Origin of the sequence: Idiomarina sp. OXR-189 (assembly GCF_034373425.1) — a bacterium.
Taxonomy (GTDB): domain Bacteria; phylum Pseudomonadota; class Gammaproteobacteria; order Enterobacterales; family Alteromonadaceae; genus Idiomarina; species Idiomarina zobellii.
In genome coordinates this window covers 2,374,588-2,391,908 of record NZ_CP139706.1, presented here as the reverse complement: position 1 = coordinate 2,391,908, position 17,321 = coordinate 2,374,588, and the positions used below count along the sequence as shown (strand labels likewise).

The window sequence follows — 17,321 nt, the reverse complement described above, 5'->3', positions numbered from 1 at the left end:
CCGCATTAAACGAACAGCAACACCGCAATTGTTGTTATTACGGCCAGTAGAACGTTAAGAACAACTCCCTCTCGTGCCATAGCTTTTATCGTAATGCGTTTAGAGGCAAACACAATAGAGTTTGGCGGTTTTGCGACAGGCATGCAGAATGCACAGCTACAGGCAATAACGGCCGGAATCATCAGTAATTCAATCGGTAACTGTAATGCCGTAGCGGTGGCTGCCAAAATAGGCATAAGTAGAGTGGCGGTCGCTGTATTGGACGTGACTTCAGTGACAAAAGACACTGTCAAAGTGAGCACAAAAATGAGCAACCACAAGGGTAGCGTGCCTAATGACGTAAGTGACTGGCCAATAATATCGCCTAAGCCACTTTCCATAACACCTCGTGCCAGGCAAATACCGCCGGCGAACAACAACAAGATGCCCCAGGGGATGTCCTTTGCCAACGGCCAGTTGAGCAGCTTTTCGTGCTTAACTTTACCGCTTGGAATGACAAACATGGCAACCACACCGGCTAAGGCAACAGTGGCGTCATTTAAGCTGCCCAACCCTAAAAGCCTGGTCCAGCCGCCAAATGGTGCTGTGCGGGTTATCCACAGAAAAACGACGGCACCAAACACTATTAATACGCGCTTTTCATAGGTGGTCATTTTACTCGTAGTGGGAAGCTCTAATGGTTTTGTGAGCTTGACGTTTCGGGTGAGCCAGAAGGCAATAACAGGCAACCCGAGTAATACCATCGGTAAACCAATGCCAAGCCAGCGGGTAAAGCTGAACTCGGTTCCGGTAATATTCTGATAAATGGAGGCGAAAATTAAATTAGGCGGTGTGCCGACCAGGGTAGCAATACCGCCTAACGAGCCGGCGTAAGCAAGACCCAATAACAGTGCGCGTTGAAAGCTTTCGTCGTCGCTGGCATCGGCGAGTGCCAGAGCGACGGGCAAAAGTGCCAGAACACCAGCGGTATTCGATATCCACATGGATAAAAATGCGGTCGCAGCCATAAACGAGATAACCACTTTGCGACCATTGTCAGCTCCGATACGGGCGATAAGCGTTAATGCCATACGTTTGTGAACGCCGCTGGCTTCCACCGCTTTGGCCAACATAAAGGCACCCATGAACAATAAAATGATATTGTCACCCAGCGCGCCTGCAGCGGTGCTGGTATCAATAACTCCGAATACGGGCAGTAACACGAAGGGCAACAATGAAGTGACAGGCAGAGGAATGCATTCGGTGACCCACCACCAAGCGACCCAGACAACTGTGCTTAGAGTGAGAGCCGCCGGTAAAGGCATGTTGGCGAGTTGGGTGGCAAGCAGTACAATGAGAGCGGTTAAAGGCCCCAGCGCTAAATGTTTCATTAAACGATTTTTCTATCCATAGCGTATCTTTCCCAGTAAAGATAATAGATAAGAGGTTCACATGCGAGATATTGTTATTCTGCACGAAAATGAAGAGTGGCTAGTGCCATTGAGAGCAGAATTTGAGAAGCGCGGAGTTGCGGCCAAAGAATGGTTTCTTGATACGGGCGTTATTCCTTTTACAGAATTGCCCGATGATGCGGTGTACTACAACCGTATGAGCGCATCGTCACATACGCGTGGACATCGGTTCGCACCTGAACTGACCCGTATGGCGCTTACCTGGCTTGAAAACAATAACCGCACCGTTGTGAATGGCAGCGGTGTGCTGGCGCTGGAAGTGTGTAAATTATCGCAGTATGCGGCTTTGCAAAAAGCCGGACTCAATGTGCCAAAAACACAAGCTGTGGTTGGCAAAGAGCTTATTGCGGAAGCGGCTGAAAACTTTGCTCAATGGCCACTTATTTTGAAACCAAACCGTGGCGGTAAGGGCTTGGGAGTTATCAAGTTTGACGATGTGGCCGGTTTGCAAGCTTATATAGAGAGCGATGACTACGAAGAGCCATTAGACGGTGTTTGGCTGTTGCAGGAGTACATTAAGCCGAAGCAACCGCACATTACTCGTAGCGAATTTGTTGGTCAGAAGTTTGTATACGCAGTCAATGTGAATACAGAGCAGGGTTTTGAGCTTTGTCCGGCGGACGTATGCAGTGTTGATGATGCGTTCTGCCCCACCAGCAAAGCACCGGCTGAGACCCCCAATAAGTTTTCGATTACAAAACGCTTTAACGGCCACGAAATTATTTTCGCGCTTGAGGCGTTTTTGAAAGCGAATGATATTGATGTAGCGGGTATTGAGTTCATTGAGGACGAAAAAGGCGAGTTGTACGTTTATGACGTGAATACCAATACGAACTACAATCAAACTGCCGAGCGCGAAGCTGGTGTGAAGCAAACCGGAATGGGAGCGTTGGCGGATTACCTTATTGGTTTAGCCAAATAGTTAACCTGTAAATAAAAAAACGGCCCCAACCTTTGGGGCCGCAAAAAAGCCAGGGAGAGAGTCTGGCGTTTAGAAAGTGTATTCAACACCAAATGACGCTGTTTGAGGTTTGTTAGGGCGTGCACCATGCGGTGAGCGAGCCACAATTTTTTGCTGATCAAACAGGTTTTCGACTTTGAAATAAACCGCCATGTTGTTGTTCATCTCATAACGGCTGACAAAATCAGTCACAAATACAGACTCCGTTCTGTCGAATTGACTGTCGGTACGGTTACAGCCGACATCGACACACATCTCGTCCGCGTACTTCGCTACAACGTAGTTAACCCAACCGTTTTGGTTGTCTAGAGCAACGCGCATACTAAAGGTGTTTTGCGGAATATCGTTTAACTCATCGCCATCCATTAGACCTGACACGGCGTTGTCTTTGCTAATTTCACCTTTGGTGTAGGTGTAAGTCACATCTACAGGTATCAGGAAACTACCCGCTTCAAAGGTGTTGCTCGCCTGGAATTCTAAACCGCGAACAACCGACTCACCCAATACATAGTTGCCTGACTCCGCACCGTTGTCACAAGGATTAGCAATAGAGCATTGCTGTGTGGTGTCGCTAAAGTCGCTGTAGAAACCAACCGCTTCGACAAATAAAGCGCCTTGGTTGTAACGCACGCCAGCTTCATAGTTCGTGCTGGTTTCAGGCTCTTGGTTTTCTTTTGCACCGCCACCTAAAGGAGAGAAGCCCTTATGAACGCCAGCCAGAACCTGCCAGTTGTCGTTTACGTCATAAGTAAAGGAGGCACCAGGTAACCATTCGCTGCTGTCGTTAGAGCGGAAGCTGTCCAGCTGTGAGCGATCTGTGTCAGCAAACTGATAACGGTAAGACTCCACATCTTCATATCTAAGCGCAAAATTAACCATCAGGGCGTCTGATAGTTGCCATTGGTCGGTTAACCATACGCTCAACGCGTCAGCGCCTTCTAAACGATTATTACCGCCGGTAGGCATGATTTCGTTTTGATAAACCAAACTGCCGTTTATTTGATCGTATATGGAAACAGGCTGGAAGCGATCCATCTCATCACTATGGTCGCGCGCCCCTAACTCCAGGTTATGATTGGCTAAATTGAACTGCGCATTCAATTCGATGCCTTTTGACTCGTACGCGCGGTTGTTGTTTTTGTAGTTCAGGCCAGTCTCATCCATGGAACCGTGCAGTATGGCTAAGGCATCTTCGTCGCCATTGTTAGCGGCATTAACATAAGCATTACCGCCATCAAGTTTGAACCAGTTACGAGCGAAGTCATTGTAGTAACCAAGGATATTAAGCGTAAGGTTATCTGTTGCTTCGAATGCATAATTCAAACTGTAGCCTTTATGTGAATTGTCCATCTGATCGATTTCTGACAATCCATAACGACGGTTTTCATCTTTTTCGAAGTCTGAATCTGTCAGTCCCAGGTAGGTTTCGTTTGAAATCTCTTCGGAGTACTGAACTTTAGCCAATAAACTTTGGCGATCTCCTGTCCATTTTAGTTTGGCCACATAATCTTCAATGTCGAATCCAGCGTCACGGCTGCTGCGGTCGATATCTTTAAAACCATCGCTGCTGCGTTGAACGGTTTCTAGCAAGAAGCCCCACTGGCCCTCTGTTCCACCAACGTGAGCATGAATGTCTCGGCTACTGTTTTCACCAAACTCAGTTAATACTTGCCCACCAAACTGCTCTGGAATAGGGGTCGTGACTAAGTTAAGCACACCACCGGTTGTTTGAGGGCCGTAACGCAATAACGGAGCGCCTTTCAGTACCTCAATAGAAGACATTCGGAATGTCGTTGGGAAGTAATACGCGGCCGGGTTTGAATAAGGCGCTGGCGCTACCATAACGCCGTCCTCCAAAAGGGTAACTTTACTGACACGACCAGCGGTTGCGGCACGGATGCCAATGTTTGGGCGGAGGCCTTGGCCGTCTTCTTCACGAACATAAACACCAGGAATGGTTTTCATCAACTGGTTAATGTCTGTAGGGACTTCAATGCGCATTTGCTCTTCATCGATAACGGCGCTTGAGCCAGCTGTAGCTCTGGAATCAGTTTTCGTGCCGATTATTTTTATCTGCTCGATATCGTCAGGTCGGTCTACTGCGACCTCTGCAAAGGCCGGAGCTGCAAAGCTTGCAAGAATAGCCGTAGTCAGTAACGTCTTTTTCATGATCTACCCTGTTAATGTTTTTTGAAAGGTTATTTCATTATTGGTTTATCAAATCGCCGCGAATGCTAATATAAATAATAATGATTCGCAACAACAGTTTTGATCTTTAGCAATTTTTTGGTCGGTTTTTTTGTGGTACTTGTCGCTGTCTTAGTCAGAGAGGTTGGTTAAACGCGCTTGGGCGAGGTAAAGTGTTTATAAAGAGGGGAAACCGTAAAGGCGCTTTAAATGACGAAAATAATAAAACTGACCACTGTGCTAACCGTATTAGCTAGTGTAGTCGGTTGCAGTTCATTAACCAGTGACTCAGAGCAAACCATTCAGTATCAATGCGGGGCGGCAGAAGTTGAGCTCAACTTTATTGACGCGGCAGCGACACTTCATTACAAAGGCAGCTCGACACACTTGCAGCAGGTGGTTAGTGCATCGGGCGCACGGTATAACGATGGTGCTGATCCCGTCACCCAATATTGGGGGAAAGGTAATGAGGCGACTATTACCTGGCAGGGACAGGAATTGCCAATCTGTGTGGAAAAAGGCACTTTGCCTAAGTACTTTACCGGACGTGGCAACGAACCCTTCTGGCAGGTTGCCGTTAACCCGCAACACATGACCATTACGACACCGAATACCGAGGCAATTGTTGATGTCTCGCCGGCCAAAGTCGTTTCTGAGAACCCTTATGAATGGCGTATTGAGTCGGCAACAAAAACTCAGTTAGTGGTCATAGACACCTTATGTCGAGACTCAATGAGCGGACGGCTCTACCCCTACCAAGTCGATTTGCACGAAGGCGGTAACGTGTACTCTGGTTGCGGTGGTGACAGTGAATGGCTGGTTCAGGGGGTTGAGTGGCAATTGGTTGAGTTTGATGGGCATTCGTTGAATACGAAAGCGCCAACACTGAGTTTTCTGGCTGACGGTCAGTTGACCGGCTTTAATGGCTGCAACCGCTACTTTGGTCAATACAACTTAGGTGGTGAGCTGGCGCAGATACGACTGATGGGTAGCACGAAAATGGCGTGTCCGGAAACTGCCAGCCAACTGGAAAGAGGTTTCAGTGAAGCCATGCAGCGTGTTTATCAAATCAGCATCGATAATAAAGAGCGGTTAGTGCTGACCACTCGTGGTAATCGACAACTGATATTTGTCGAGCAACAATAGCAATATCCTGATAGGGTTAACACCTATGCAACTTAAAAAATACACCGATTATGGCTTGCGCGTTTTAATGTATCTAGCGGCCAAAAAAGACGACGACAGAGTCACTATCGATGAACTCAGTGCCATCTTTAATGTGCCCAGAAACCACTTAAATAAAGTGGTTCATCAGTTAGGAAAGGAAGGGCTCATTGAAACCCGGCGAGGGAAAAACGGCGGTTTTTTGTTGGCTGTTGACCCGGCTGATGTTCGACTAGACAAGATTATACGCCGGCTAGAAGGCGACGAATACTGGATAGATTGTCACAAACCTGAATGTGCGATATTTCCAGCCTGCGAGCTTAAGAATTTAATCAACGAAGGTAAGGAAACGTTCTACCGGTTTTTATCAGACTATACATTAGCCTCGCTAATGCAGAATGACGCTGGTATTCGCCGACTCTGGGGACAGGAAATTCCAATAAACGAAGCACAATAATAAGGGGAGTTTCATGCTTAAAAAGTTAGCAGTAGGTATAGCCGTTGGTTTGGCTGCAACATCAGCGCAAGCGAACGACTGGCTGCATTGCGGGGACGTATTTGATAGTCAATCCGGACAGCTTGTTGGTGAGCGCTATATTGAAGTTGAAAACGGTGATATTAAGTCGGTGAAGGTTAATGCCCCTGGTGACTCAAGTCGTTTAATCGATTTATCGGACAGCACTTGCCTTCCTGGGTTTATTGACCTCCATGTGCACTTAGACGGTCAGTCCGGGCCAAACTCGTACATTAAACAGTTTACTCAAAACCCGGCTGACTTAGCCCTGGTTGCTCAGAATTATGGCATGAAAACGTTGAAAGCGGGATTTACAACGGTTCGTAACCCGGGTGACTCTGACAATGTGACCATTGCTTTGCGGGATGCGATTAACGCGGGTATTACCGATGGACCACGCATTTATACCGCAGGCAAATCTATTGCAACAACAGGTGGGCATGCGGATCCGACAAATGGCTGGAAAGAACAACTCATGGGTCGCCCAACGCCGAAAGACGGTGTTATTAATAGCGAAGAAGATGCTCGTGAAGCGGTTCGCCAACATTACAAAGACGGTGCCGACTTTATTAAAATTACCGCAACAGGTGGTGTATTGAGCATGGCCAGCAGCGGTGACAACCCTCAGTTTACTGACGACGAGTTAGAAGCCTTGGTCGATATTGCTGATGATTACAACTTTCATGTAGCGGCTCATGCACACGGCAAAGCTGGTATGCTTCGTGCAGTAAAAGCAGGCATTGCGTCGGTTGAGCATGGTACTTATATGGACGACGAAGTGATTGCGGCCATGAAAGAGCATGGTACGTATTTAGTGCCAACAATACTGGCGGGTAAATTCGTTGCCGAAAAAGCCGAAATTGATGGCTATTTTCCGGAAGTTGTAAGGCCTAAAGCGCGTGATATTGGTCCGAAAATTCAGGATACCTTCGCAAAAGCGTATAAAGCCGGAGTAAACGTTGCCTTTGGCACGGACAGTGGTGTGTCAGCGCATGGTGACAATGCTTTAGAGTTCCAGTACATGGTCGAAGCGGGAATGCCGGAAGCTGAAGCAATTCAAGCGGCAACCAGTATCGCTGCAGACTTCCTCAAGAACGATAAAATTGGCCGTATTGAAGCGAACAAGAAAGCCGATATTGTGGCGGTAAAAGGTAATCCTTTAGAGGATATTACGCTGTTGCAAAACGTTAGATTCGTTATGAAAGACGGAAAAGTGTATAAGCAATAAAATAACCAAGAGGGGTCAGTCGAAACGTACTGACCCTTCTAGTTTTAAAGACGTATGGTCGCCACTACGCACTTCATACTTGGTCTTATCTTCCTCGCAATTTACCCATAGCTGCACTCTCGCCGGCAAAATAACCGGTCGTTTAAAAGTTACATCTATGTAGGTCACTGCTTTTGACTGTTGACGTTCGAGCTCTGCTTGGGCCCGCGCCATCATATACATGCCGTGAATTATCGGTTTTTCAAAGCCGAACCAGCGCGACACGAGCGGATGCAAATGGATAGGGTTAAAGTCGCCGGATATACGAGCGTATCGACGACCCATACCGCTGCCTAATTGCCAGTGCGCTAAGTTGTCCCAACCATCATCGGGCTCAAAGGGTTTTGGGGGGGCTTTTTTAGCTTTGGCGTTGCTATTATCGCCTTTCATGACCTGATAGACACTGGTGCATGTGGCGACTTTCTCACCGTTTTGCCAAAACTCGACCGTGAACTGGGGCCTTAACCGGCGTGGAGACACATCAGGTCCGCGCTTAGGTACTTTGACTTTTGACACCAGTTGAAACGACTGGTCAGTTTGAATAACCGCATGGCGCTCTAGTTTGTTGCTGACGTGCACCAGACCCGGTGCCGGCCAGGGAAAGCTGTCATCGAGCATCTGCGCTAAGTGCGCACGCTGCGCAATGCAATAAAGCATGGCAAGCGGGACATCACTCACAAAGCCACCAAAAGCATCGTGATACTTTTCAAGTTGCTTATCTGCCGGAGCGGGAATGGAGTAGTGCTTTTCCAGGGTTTCTGAATCGGCCTCAGACTCATCGCTACGCTGCAAGGTAAATAATGACCTGAACAGCATACTTGGCATGGGGGCTAGTTTTTGCGGATGGTTATCCACACGTTCCATAGTGATAGTGACTCCTTACTGACTTAGTGGTTATTCTCGCACATGTTGCAAAAATTCAACAGTCCGACCACTAAAAAGCCGCTCCGAAGAGCGGCTTGCTTAGTTTTTCTTCGCCTTACTTATTGGTTTCTATGTCGTCGTTAAGATCTTCATCGTGTTTTTCGAGATCCCACGGCAGAACGCCCGGGCTGTGGTGTCTGAAGTGCAGGTAGTTCTCGAATTGGTTAATCACGTCATTGATGATATCCGACGACTCATAACCGTAAAGATCATACGACTGCCCACCTTGTCTTAGGAACACCTCTGCTCGGTAGTAGGTTTCGCGATTTTGGTCGTTGCTGAGCACAAACTCAGGTAACAAGTAGTCGCGCAGACGTATTTCGTAAGCGAAGTCCAAGTCATTTTCTTTTTCAACGCTTAAAATAATACGGTTGTGCTCCTCATCCGTCGTGAACTCAGCTGGCCAGTCCTGGCTTTTCAGCTCTTCTTTTACCTTTTGCAAAGACTCTGTTGCAGGCCCGTTGATAAAGTCCAGCACGGGCTCTTTCTTCGGAAAGTCGACCAGGCCGGCTAAACGTTTTTTCCAATAGTCAGGACCTTCGTTAACACCACGACGGTGATGATGACGATGGCTCTTCAGACTGTTGTATTGGTGCCCTTCAATAACCAACGCCCGCCACATTCCGGCCGCCGATATCAAAATAATGACAGCGAACGGTAAGGCACTAGTTATTGCTGCGGTTTGCAGCGCGCCTAAGCCGCCGGCAACCAGCAGTACTGCCGCAACAACGCCTTCACTACTTGCCCAGAAAATACGCTGCCATACAGGTGTTTCCATACCACCGGATGCTAACGAGTCGATAACCAGTGAGCCAGAGTCCGATGATGTCACGAAGAAGGTAATAATTAAGAGCACAGTGACAAAGCTAACAATGCTGGTCAGAGGCAGTTCTTCGTAGAGTTTAAACAGGGCTATGGCCTGGTTATCCTGCACTTCAGAGATGAGTGCTGTGTAACCTTCGTTCATGATCATATTCAAAGCGGTATCGCCAAATACGGCGAACCAGAAGAACGTGAATATGGTAGGCACGAACATGACCCCAAAGACAAACTGGCGAATAGTGCGACCGCGACTGATTTTGGCAATGAACAGCCCAACGAACGGTGCCCAGGCGATGGTCCAGCCGAAGATAAATAGCGTCCAGTTACCAATCCAGTCACTGCGTTCATAAGCTTGCAAGTTAAAGGTACGTTCCACAATGCCGCTTAAGTAAGCGCCAGTGTTTTGCAGGAAGGTTTCCAGAATGTGGATTGTAGGTCCGGCAATGAACACGAATAATAGTAGGAAAAGCACCAGTGTCATGTTCAACAGAGACAGCCGTTTAATCCCTTTATCCATGCCGGCAACAACCGATGCTATTGCGGCAAGAGTGATAACACCTATTGCAATAACTTGTACGGTGGTCCCCACGGGGATGTCTTCCCACAAATAGTTGAGGCCGGTGTTTATTTGTATTACCGACAAGCCCAGGGTTGTGGCAATACCAAACATGGTTCCCAGCACCGCAAAGGTATCAACGGCGTGTCCTATTGGTCCATTAATTTTCTCGCCAATTAGCGGGTACAGCGTAGAACGCATGGACAGTGGAAGGCCATGTCGGAATGAGAAATATGCCAGAACTAAACCTACTAAGCCGTAAATTGCCCAAATGTGGAAGCCCCAGTGGAAGTAGGCAATTTGCATAGCCTGTTTAGCTGAGCCGATTGTTTCAGCCGCGCCTGTGGGAGGTTCCGCGTAATGTAAGACAGGCTCTGAGACACCGAAGAAAAGCAAAGCAATACCGTAACCCGCCGAAAACAGCATGGCGAACCAAGAGGTAAAGCTGTATTCCGGTTCGCAATGGTCGGGACCTAATTTAATACGCCCCCAGCGCGATATTGCCACACCAATAATGAATACTAAGAAAAGAGCGACGGCGAGCATGTAAAACCAACCAAAGTTGTCAGTAATACCTGCTAACGTCCAGTTAAAAAGTTCACCGGCTTTTTCAGGCGCGCTTAACGTCCCTATCACCAGCAAAGCAATCACAATAACAGCCGGTAAAAACACCGGAATCAATATTGCGTTGTGCCACTTAGCTTTCTCCGCTGACATAAAAACTCCTGTTTTTATTATGGTTTGTATATATATAGCGTACTTATTTTGTTTTGTAATGGGTCACTTTACATTTCTTTTACTGCTTATTTTGTAATCTTTAAGGTATGATGAGCGCTTATTCATATTTATGAGTTAGCGGTTATATGAATGCTCAGAAGTCATCAGTTGATTTAGTCAGTTTAACAAACGCACTGCCTGGTGCTGTCTATCAGTTAGAGTTAACCGAGAATGGCGACTGGCACTTTCATTTTGTCAGCGAAGGCATCGAAAGTATTTACGGCTGTTCGGTGGCCGACCTTCAGCAAAACACCTGTGTGCTTAAAGACATTATTGTTGCAGACGATTATGACTCTGTGGTTAATAGTTTGCTTGATTCGGCGAAGTACCAAATTCCGTGGAACAAAGAATACAGAGTAGTTCGTAATGGCGAAATCCACTGGGTTTATGGGCACGCGGTGACTGAAAAGCAGCCTAATGGCAGTACCATCTGGAAAGGTCAATTACTGGATATTACTGAACGTAAGCAGTTAGAGCTGACGGTTAAAAGGCATCAGCGGAATCTTGAACTTGCCGAACGCGTCGCTAACTTAGGCCACTGGAAACTGAATTTAAACACCGGCAAGTCGGTTTGGTCTGATACGGTGTACGAGCTATATGGCTTAGAAAAGAGCAAGACTGACCCCGGCCTCGATATAGTCATGGAAAAAACGCACCCAGAGGACCGTAAAGCAATAACTGACGCGATTGAAGCCGCTAAAAAGTCTGGTGTGCGTGACGTTGAGCACCGCATTATTCGCAGTGATGACACTGTTCGCTGGTTGCGAGAGTCGGGTATTTATCAGCTCGATGAAAATGGTGATGAGATCATCTTTGGTACGGTGCAGGACATTACCGAATACAAAGAAATGGAGCTGAAACTTCGCAGTACCGGTGGTGAAGACGAGCACACCGGTTTTTACAACCGACGTATGATGCTACGCGCATTGCAGCGGCGCTTTAGTTTTTATAAAGCACACCCAGAATACCCATACTTTTTGTTGGTTCTGCAAGTGACTAACGACGCCAAAACGCTGGCGCATACGGCAGAAATTGTTCGCGCAAATATCAGAGATTACGATACTCCCGGGCACTTGGGTAATGGCTTAATTACTGTGCTGCTGTCAACGCTGTCGTCACCCGAAAATAAAAGCAGTCTTCGACGAGTTATGGCGCAACTCTCTAATGCCGGCATTGAAGGTCATTGTATGTTGGAAGAGGCTCGAAGTACCGACAGTCGGTTCGATGACATCTTGACGCGCGCGTTGCCTAAATAAACCCAGTTTAATTTAAAGGGTCCAGTCCCTGCGCTTGCCCATGCTATTGGTTGGAATCGCGCTTCCGAAGCTAACATGAGTGGGGATTTCAATATCGATCAGTTGCTCGCTCAACCACTGTTTCAGGCTGGTCTCTGTCAGGTTGTCGCAGCCGCTTTTCATAACAACATAAGCTTTTAATCCCTCGCCTTCGCTTGTTTTTTTCTGACGTACAGTTGCAGCTTCTTTTAATTAATTTCACTTCTTATTGTATCGGAATGGCTCAGGTTAGATCACATCCCTTAACAAATTCTTTACTGTAATAACCAAAATAGCGGTCTATACTTAATTTTTTATGAGCAACACCAAGGGGACACAAGGATGCCAAGAACACCCCAGTTTCACCGTGAGACAGCATTAAATAATGCGCTGCAGTTATTCTGGCGGCAGGGCTACCATGCCACTTCAATGAAAGATATTGAGGAAGCGATGGATATGCGACCGGGTAGCATTTATGCGGCGTTTGGTAATAAAGAATCTTTATTTAAAGAAGCGTTGGACTCGTACTTTGCTATGGTTGAGGAAGACTTTAAAAATACCATTGCCAAGCAACCATCGGTATTGCAGGGCTTTCGCCAGTATCTTAAAAATATCGCAAAAGCGGATGAGAGCTGCGCACCGACAAAGGCCTGTATGTTGGTAAAAACCTTACTGGAATTTACACCGGAAGACAAAGCCTTCAACGAACCTGCGCATGCGTATTTAGACTCAATTGAAGCAATGTTTACTGAAGCACTGAGTGAAGCCCAAAGCCGTGGCGAACTGAGTAGACAGAGCTCTCCTGAAAAGTTGGCAAGACTAATACAAACCAATGTTATTGGCTTAAGAACCATGGCTCGACGCAGCAGTTCACAACCCTATCTTGAAGCTTTGGTCGATGATGTGGTCGCTCGTATTATTCCTGTGAATTAAACAAGCCTTTGTAGCCTTTAGGATTAAACTGCCACGTCATTGCTAAAATAATGACACCGACGAGAATATGTAGTTGCCAACCGAATGTGTAGTTACCGGAAAAGTCGCGGAACCAACCGGTAACTAACGGCATTAAACTGGCAAACATAAACCCAATACCCTGCATGAAGGACACCAGGCGACCAGCCTGAACGGGATTGTCGATATGGTCTAGCGCCATAACAATGCATAGTGGAAAAGCGCCGCCCAGACCAAACCCGCAAAGTGCCGACCACAGCCAGGGCGATACATTTGGGAACCAACTTAGGCCAATAAACCCAACCATTTGTGTGAGTACGGCCAATGCCAACCAAGGGCGGCGATCTTGTGAACGTGATAACGCGGGTAAAATTAAAGCGCCAATCACCTGAACTAACGAAAAAAGCGCCAGTAAATTACCTGAGGCCTGTGCAGACCAACCGAACTCGGCGTAAAAAGGTGCTATCCAGGCAATGAAACCCGCGTAACCGGCATTAACCAAAGCAAAATAAGCCCCCAGAATCCAGGCTCGCGGTGTTTTATAGGCACGCAGCAGCAAATGTCGTGGTGGTACGCTGGCAACCGGGGTTCGGTTAACCGGTAAATACCAAATAACGAATACCAGAGCCGCTAACAGGCTCCAGCTCCCCATGGCTTGGTATCGCTCAGGTAGCAAGCCGGCAGCCCAGGGAGTGGCAACCGCGCCTAACGCAGCCCCGCCCATCAGGGCTGCCGACCAAAGACCGGTCACTAAGCCGAGCCGTTTCAAATATTGCTGCTTGGTGAGCTCGGGAATAACAATGTGCAGCAGTGAGATACCGACACCGCCAACAATAGCGCTGGTCATCATACTGGTGCTGGTGGGCTCGAATAGGCGTGCGATAAGACCGGCAGTTAAAATAAGCAGCCCCAGTCCAATACCGTGGCGGTAACCCAAAGCGGTCGTGACACGCCCGGCAAACAGCGCCATAGCGCCAATCATCAAAATTGGAATGGTGGTGAGCAATGAAACTTCGCTGAACGACAAGCCGGTTATGTCGCGTAACTCGCCGGTTAGTGGTCCGATAGAGGTCAGCAAAGGCCTTAAGTTCAGCCCTAGTAACACTAATACCGCTAAGCTCAGTGCAAGTCGAACGCCTGACGGAGCAGGAGTGAATGTTGGCTCTTTTTGCAAACTCATACCGCTGGTTATTTAAAACCTTACTTTACTGAATTTTTATCGTTGTGTGAAACCGTGTTATTCTTTGGCGCCAACAGTCGCTATCCTTTTCTTAGAAAGAGTACCCGTTATGACCGCATCTACGGCGCCAGGGAATTTATTTATTGTTGCTGCTCCGAGTGGTGCAGGCAAATCGAGTTTAATAAAAGCCTTGTTGGACAAGTACGCCGACGACTCCATGCAAGTGTCTGTATCGTCAACCACACGAGCCCCCAGACCCGGAGAAGTTGACGGTGTACACTATCACTTTCTAAAGGTTGATGAGTTTGAACAGCGCATAGCAGCGGGCGAGTTTTATGAATGGGCTAAGGTGTTTGATAACTACTACGGTACTTCTCGTAAAGTGGTCGAATCGCTTCTGGCTGAGGGCAAAGACGTCTTTTTAGATATTGACTGGCAGGGAGCGCAGCAAGTCCGCGAACATTACCCCGATGTGCGCTCTATTTTCATTGTACCGCCAAGCTTGGCTATTTTAGAGCAGCGTTTGCGAGCACGAGGACAAGACTCTGAAGAGGTTATAGCGAAGCGTATGGCGAAAGCCCATGCAGAAATGTCGCATTATCATGAGTTCGATTACCTGCTGGTGAACGACGATTTTAATGACTCGTTACATGCTCTGGAGCACATTGTTATGGCGCAACGTCACAAAATGCCGCACCAGCAAGTAAGATATTCGCAGGTATTGAAGGAATTACTTGGATCGTCCGGCTGAATTCCGTATAATTCTTAGCCTTTCGAAAAATGTCACTCAAGTTTTAGTGGGAGTAAGTAAACCATGGCTCGCGTAACCGTAGAAGATGCTGTAGACCGTGTAGGTAACCGTTTTGATTTAATCTTGTTAGCGTCACGCCGTGCGCGTCAAATTGCTAATGGAAAAGAGCCTCTCGTTGAAACCAAAAATGAAAAGCCAACCGTTATTGCGTTGCGTGAAATTGAGCATGGCTTAATTGACAGCGCACGTTTAGACGTAGAAGAGCAAGCCGCTCAGCAAGAGCAAGACGCAGAAGAGCTGCGTGCTGTTGACGCTTTGCGTGGCATTGAATAAAAGATATCAGTTCGCCAACGGTATCAATACCGTTGGCAAATCTCGCAAATCCCCTTATTCTGAAAGTATATCCATTGTCCAGTCTTAACTGGGGAGTTCTCGGTGTACCTATTTGAAGGTTTAAAAGCGCAAGTTAGCGAGTATCTGCCGTCCGACCAAGTGGACAGAGTGGCGGAAGCATTTGTGGTGGCTAATGACGCCCACAGCACACAGAAGCGCAGTAGTGGTGAACCTTACATTACCCATCCGGTGGCAGTAGCCAGCTTACTGGCCGATATGCGGTTAGACTGTGAAACTATTATGGCGGCGTTGTTGCACGACGTTATAGAAGATACGGAAACCAGTCAGGAAGATCTCGCCGAGCAGTTTGGCTCAACCGTTGCTAGCCTCGTAGAAGGTGTTTCTAAGCTCGATAAACTGCAATTTAACTCTAAAGAAGAGGCGCAAGCTGAAAACTATCGCAAAATGATAATGGCAATGGTGCAGGACATTCGCGTAGTTTTGATAAAACTCGCGGACAGAACGCATAACATGCGTACCATTGAGCACCTGCGTCCGGACAAGCGTCGTCGCATTGCGCGAGAAACCTTAGAAATTTACGCGCCACTGGCTCACCGGCTGGGCATTCACGACATTAAAAATGAGCTTGAGCATTTAGGCTTTTGGGCGCTTTACCCATGGCGAGCACGACTGCTTGAGTCTGAGCTTAAAAAAGCCAGGGGTAATCGTCGTGAATTTACGGACCGGGTAAAAAGCGAGATAAACTCTCGCCTGGAAGGTAATAAAATCAGTGCCCGAGTGCTCGGCCGCGAAAAGCATCTGCACAGTATTTATCGAAAAATGCAGGCTAAAGAGCTCAAGTTCGAAGAGGTTATGGATATTTATGCGTTCCGCGTCATTGTTGATAGCGTGGACACTTGTTACCGAGTTCTGGGCGCACTGCATAACCTCTACAAACCTATAGAGACACGCTTTAAAGATTATATTGCCATTCCTAAATCGAACGGTTATCAGTCATTGCATACCTCATTAAAAGGTCCGCATGGGGTGCCAGTAGAAATTCAGATTCGTACTGAAGAAATGGATTTAATGGCTGACCGTGGGGTTGCCGCTCATTGGATGTATAAGAAAACCGATGACTCCGGCACCACCGCACAGGTGCGGGCTCGCAAGTGGATGCAGAGCTTACTCGAACTACAGCAAAGTGCTGGGAATTCATTCGAATTTATTGAAAGCGTTAAGTCGGACTTATTCCCGGAAGAAATTTATGTGTTCAGCCCGGACGGGCGTATTACCGAGCTTCCGCAAGGTGCCACGGCAGTCGACTTCGCTTACGCAGTGCATACCGACATTGGCAATACCTGCATTGGCGCGCGGGTCAATCACCGCTCTTATTCGCTGAGCAAACCGCTGGAAACCGGACAAACGGTGGAAATAAAAACGGCACCGAATTCGCGTCCGAACATCGCCTGGCTAAACTTTGTGGTAACGGGCAAAGCACGCGCGAAAATACGTCAGTATTTGAAAAGCCAGGAAGCGGACGAAGCCCAACAGTTGGGTGAGCGCTTACTTCGCTCAGCACTTGGACCTGTCAGTTATGATGATATTCCTGAGTCTGAATTTGAGCGCGTCCTTAAAGACACTAAAGTGGCGTCGAAAGAAGAGCTACTCAAGCAAATTGGTTTGGGCAATTTAATGTCCATAGCCATAGCGAAGCGTCTGTTAGGCGAGTTACAGCCATTAAAAGACGAGAATGCTTCTGAAAAGAGCCTTTCAATTAAAGGGGCGGAAGGCTTATTGGTTAGCTTCGCTAAATGCTGTCGACCTATCCCGGGTGACGATATTATTGCGCATGTTAGCCCCGGCAAGGGCTTGGTCATTCATCGCCGCGAGTGTAAAAACGTGCGCGGTCATGAGGATGATCCGGGACGTTACTTCCCTGTTGAGTGGGATAACAAACCAGAAGCGGAATTTATTTCTGAAATTAGAATCGAAATTATTAACCACCAGGGCGTTTTAGCCCGGTTAACTTCTTCAATAGCGACCACCGGTTGTAATATTGACGGACTGAAAACAGAAGAAATTGACGCCAATATATACTTTATCGATGTCGCATTAACGATAAGAAACCGGAAACATTTAGCGGATGTGATACGTCATATTCGTAAAATGCCGGATGTTCAGCGCGTGACGCGCTTAAGGAAGTAGT

General features: G+C 47.5%; 14 protein-coding genes and 1 pseudogene. 9 read left to right on the top strand and 6 right to left on the bottom strand.

Translation table 11 applies throughout. The features are described 5' to 3' along the window. Positions 1 to 5: 5 nt before the first annotated feature. Complete coding sequence (locus UM402_RS11720; RefSeq protein WP_058578484.1) at positions 6 to 1,370, bottom strand: SLC13 family permease; 1,365 nt, start codon at positions 1,368 to 1,370, stop codon at positions 6 to 8. Between the two features lie 61 nt (positions 1,371 to 1,431). On the opposite strand from UM402_RS11720, the gene UM402_RS11715 reads away from it, so the two are divergent. Then, positions 1,432 to 2,373, top strand: a complete 942-nt coding sequence (locus UM402_RS11715; protein WP_058578483.1) for an ATP-grasp domain-containing protein — start codon at positions 1,432 to 1,434, stop codon at positions 2,371 to 2,373. Between the two features lie 69 nt (positions 2,374 to 2,442). Here UM402_RS11715 and UM402_RS11710 read toward each other — a convergent pair whose 3' ends face one another. Beyond that, on the bottom strand, positions 2,443 to 4,581 hold the full coding sequence (locus UM402_RS11710; RefSeq protein WP_058578482.1) for a TonB-dependent receptor family protein: 2,139 nt from the start codon (positions 4,579 to 4,581) through the stop codon (positions 2,443 to 2,445). 228 nt (positions 4,582 to 4,809) lie between these two features. Between UM402_RS11710 and UM402_RS11705 the strand changes: the two genes are divergently transcribed. The 3 genes from UM402_RS11705 to UM402_RS11695 are packed head-to-tail and all read left to right on the top strand — an operon-like array spanning position 4,810 to position 7,505. After that, complete coding sequence (locus UM402_RS11705; protein ID WP_058578481.1) at positions 4,810 to 5,745, top strand: META domain-containing protein; 936 nt, start codon at positions 4,810 to 4,812, stop codon at positions 5,743 to 5,745. A gap of 25 nt (positions 5,746 to 5,770) precedes the next feature. Then, the gene (locus tag UM402_RS11700; protein WP_058578480.1) at positions 5,771 to 6,220 is read left to right on the top strand and encodes an RrF2 family transcriptional regulator; all 450 of its coding nucleotides are present in this window, start codon (positions 5,771 to 5,773) and stop codon (positions 6,218 to 6,220) included. 13 nt (positions 6,221 to 6,233) lie between these two features. Further along, on the top strand, positions 6,234 to 7,505 hold the full coding sequence (locus UM402_RS11695) for a metal-dependent hydrolase family protein (RefSeq protein WP_058578479.1): 1,272 nt from the start codon (positions 6,234 to 6,236) through the stop codon (positions 7,503 to 7,505). Between the two features lie 15 nt (positions 7,506 to 7,520). On the opposite strand, the gene UM402_RS11690 is transcribed toward UM402_RS11695, so the two are convergent. Both UM402_RS11690 and UM402_RS11685 read right to left on the bottom strand, forming a co-directional pair. Further along, complete coding sequence (locus UM402_RS11690) at positions 7,521 to 8,408, bottom strand: MaoC family dehydratase (RefSeq protein WP_058578478.1); 888 nt, start codon at positions 8,406 to 8,408, stop codon at positions 7,521 to 7,523. Between the two features lie 115 nt (positions 8,409 to 8,523). After that, entirely contained in the window at positions 8,524 to 10,563 is a 2,040-nt protein-coding gene (locus tag UM402_RS11685) for a BCCT family transporter (protein ID WP_058578477.1), read from the bottom strand. A gap of 146 nt (positions 10,564 to 10,709) precedes the next feature. Between UM402_RS11685 and UM402_RS11680 the strand changes: the two genes are divergently transcribed. Beyond that, positions 10,710 to 11,879 (top strand): PAS domain-containing protein, encoded by a 1,170-nt coding sequence (locus UM402_RS11680; RefSeq protein WP_058578476.1) that lies wholly within the window; start codon positions 10,710 to 10,712, stop codon positions 11,877 to 11,879. Between the two features lie 12 nt (positions 11,880 to 11,891). Here UM402_RS11680 and UM402_RS12750 read toward each other — a convergent pair. Next, positions 11,892 to 12,047 (bottom strand): annotated as a pseudogene (locus UM402_RS12750) (4-coumarate--CoA ligase); the annotation flags it as partial. A 192-nt stretch (positions 12,048 to 12,239) separates the two neighbouring features. Between UM402_RS12750 and UM402_RS11675 the strand changes: the two are divergent. Beyond that, positions 12,240 to 12,830 (top strand): TetR/AcrR family transcriptional regulator, encoded by a 591-nt coding sequence (locus UM402_RS11675; RefSeq protein WP_058578475.1) that lies wholly within the window; start codon positions 12,240 to 12,242, stop codon positions 12,828 to 12,830. On the opposite strand, the gene UM402_RS11670 is transcribed toward UM402_RS11675, so the two are convergent. Continuing rightward, on the bottom strand, positions 12,814 to 14,028 hold the full coding sequence (locus UM402_RS11670; protein WP_063744322.1) for a cyanate transporter: 1,215 nt from the start codon (positions 14,026 to 14,028) through the stop codon (positions 12,814 to 12,816). The genes UM402_RS11675 and UM402_RS11670 overlap by 17 nt on opposite strands. Positions 14,029 to 14,137: 109 nt before the next feature. On the opposite strand from UM402_RS11670, the gene gmk reads away from it, so the two are divergent. The 3 genes from gmk (at position 14,138) to spoT (ending at position 17,320) form a co-directional block, all read left to right on the top strand. Then, positions 14,138 to 14,779 (top strand): guanylate kinase, encoded by a 642-nt coding sequence (gmk, locus tag UM402_RS11665; RefSeq protein WP_058578474.1) that lies wholly within the window; start codon positions 14,138 to 14,140, stop codon positions 14,777 to 14,779. A gap of 63 nt (positions 14,780 to 14,842) precedes the next feature. Further along, positions 14,843 to 15,112 carry a DNA-directed RNA polymerase subunit omega gene (gene rpoZ / locus UM402_RS11660; RefSeq protein WP_053953306.1) on the top strand — a complete coding sequence of 90 codons (270 nt, stop codon included), beginning with the start codon at positions 14,843 to 14,845 and terminating at the stop codon, positions 15,110 to 15,112. A gap of 102 nt (positions 15,113 to 15,214) precedes the next feature. Further along, positions 15,215 to 17,320 (top strand): bifunctional GTP diphosphokinase/guanosine-3',5'-bis pyrophosphate 3'-pyrophosphohydrolase, encoded by a 2,106-nt coding sequence (gene spoT, locus UM402_RS11655; RefSeq protein WP_058578473.1) that lies wholly within the window; start codon positions 15,215 to 15,217, stop codon positions 17,318 to 17,320. The last annotated feature ends 1 nt before the right edge of the window (position 17,321 follow it).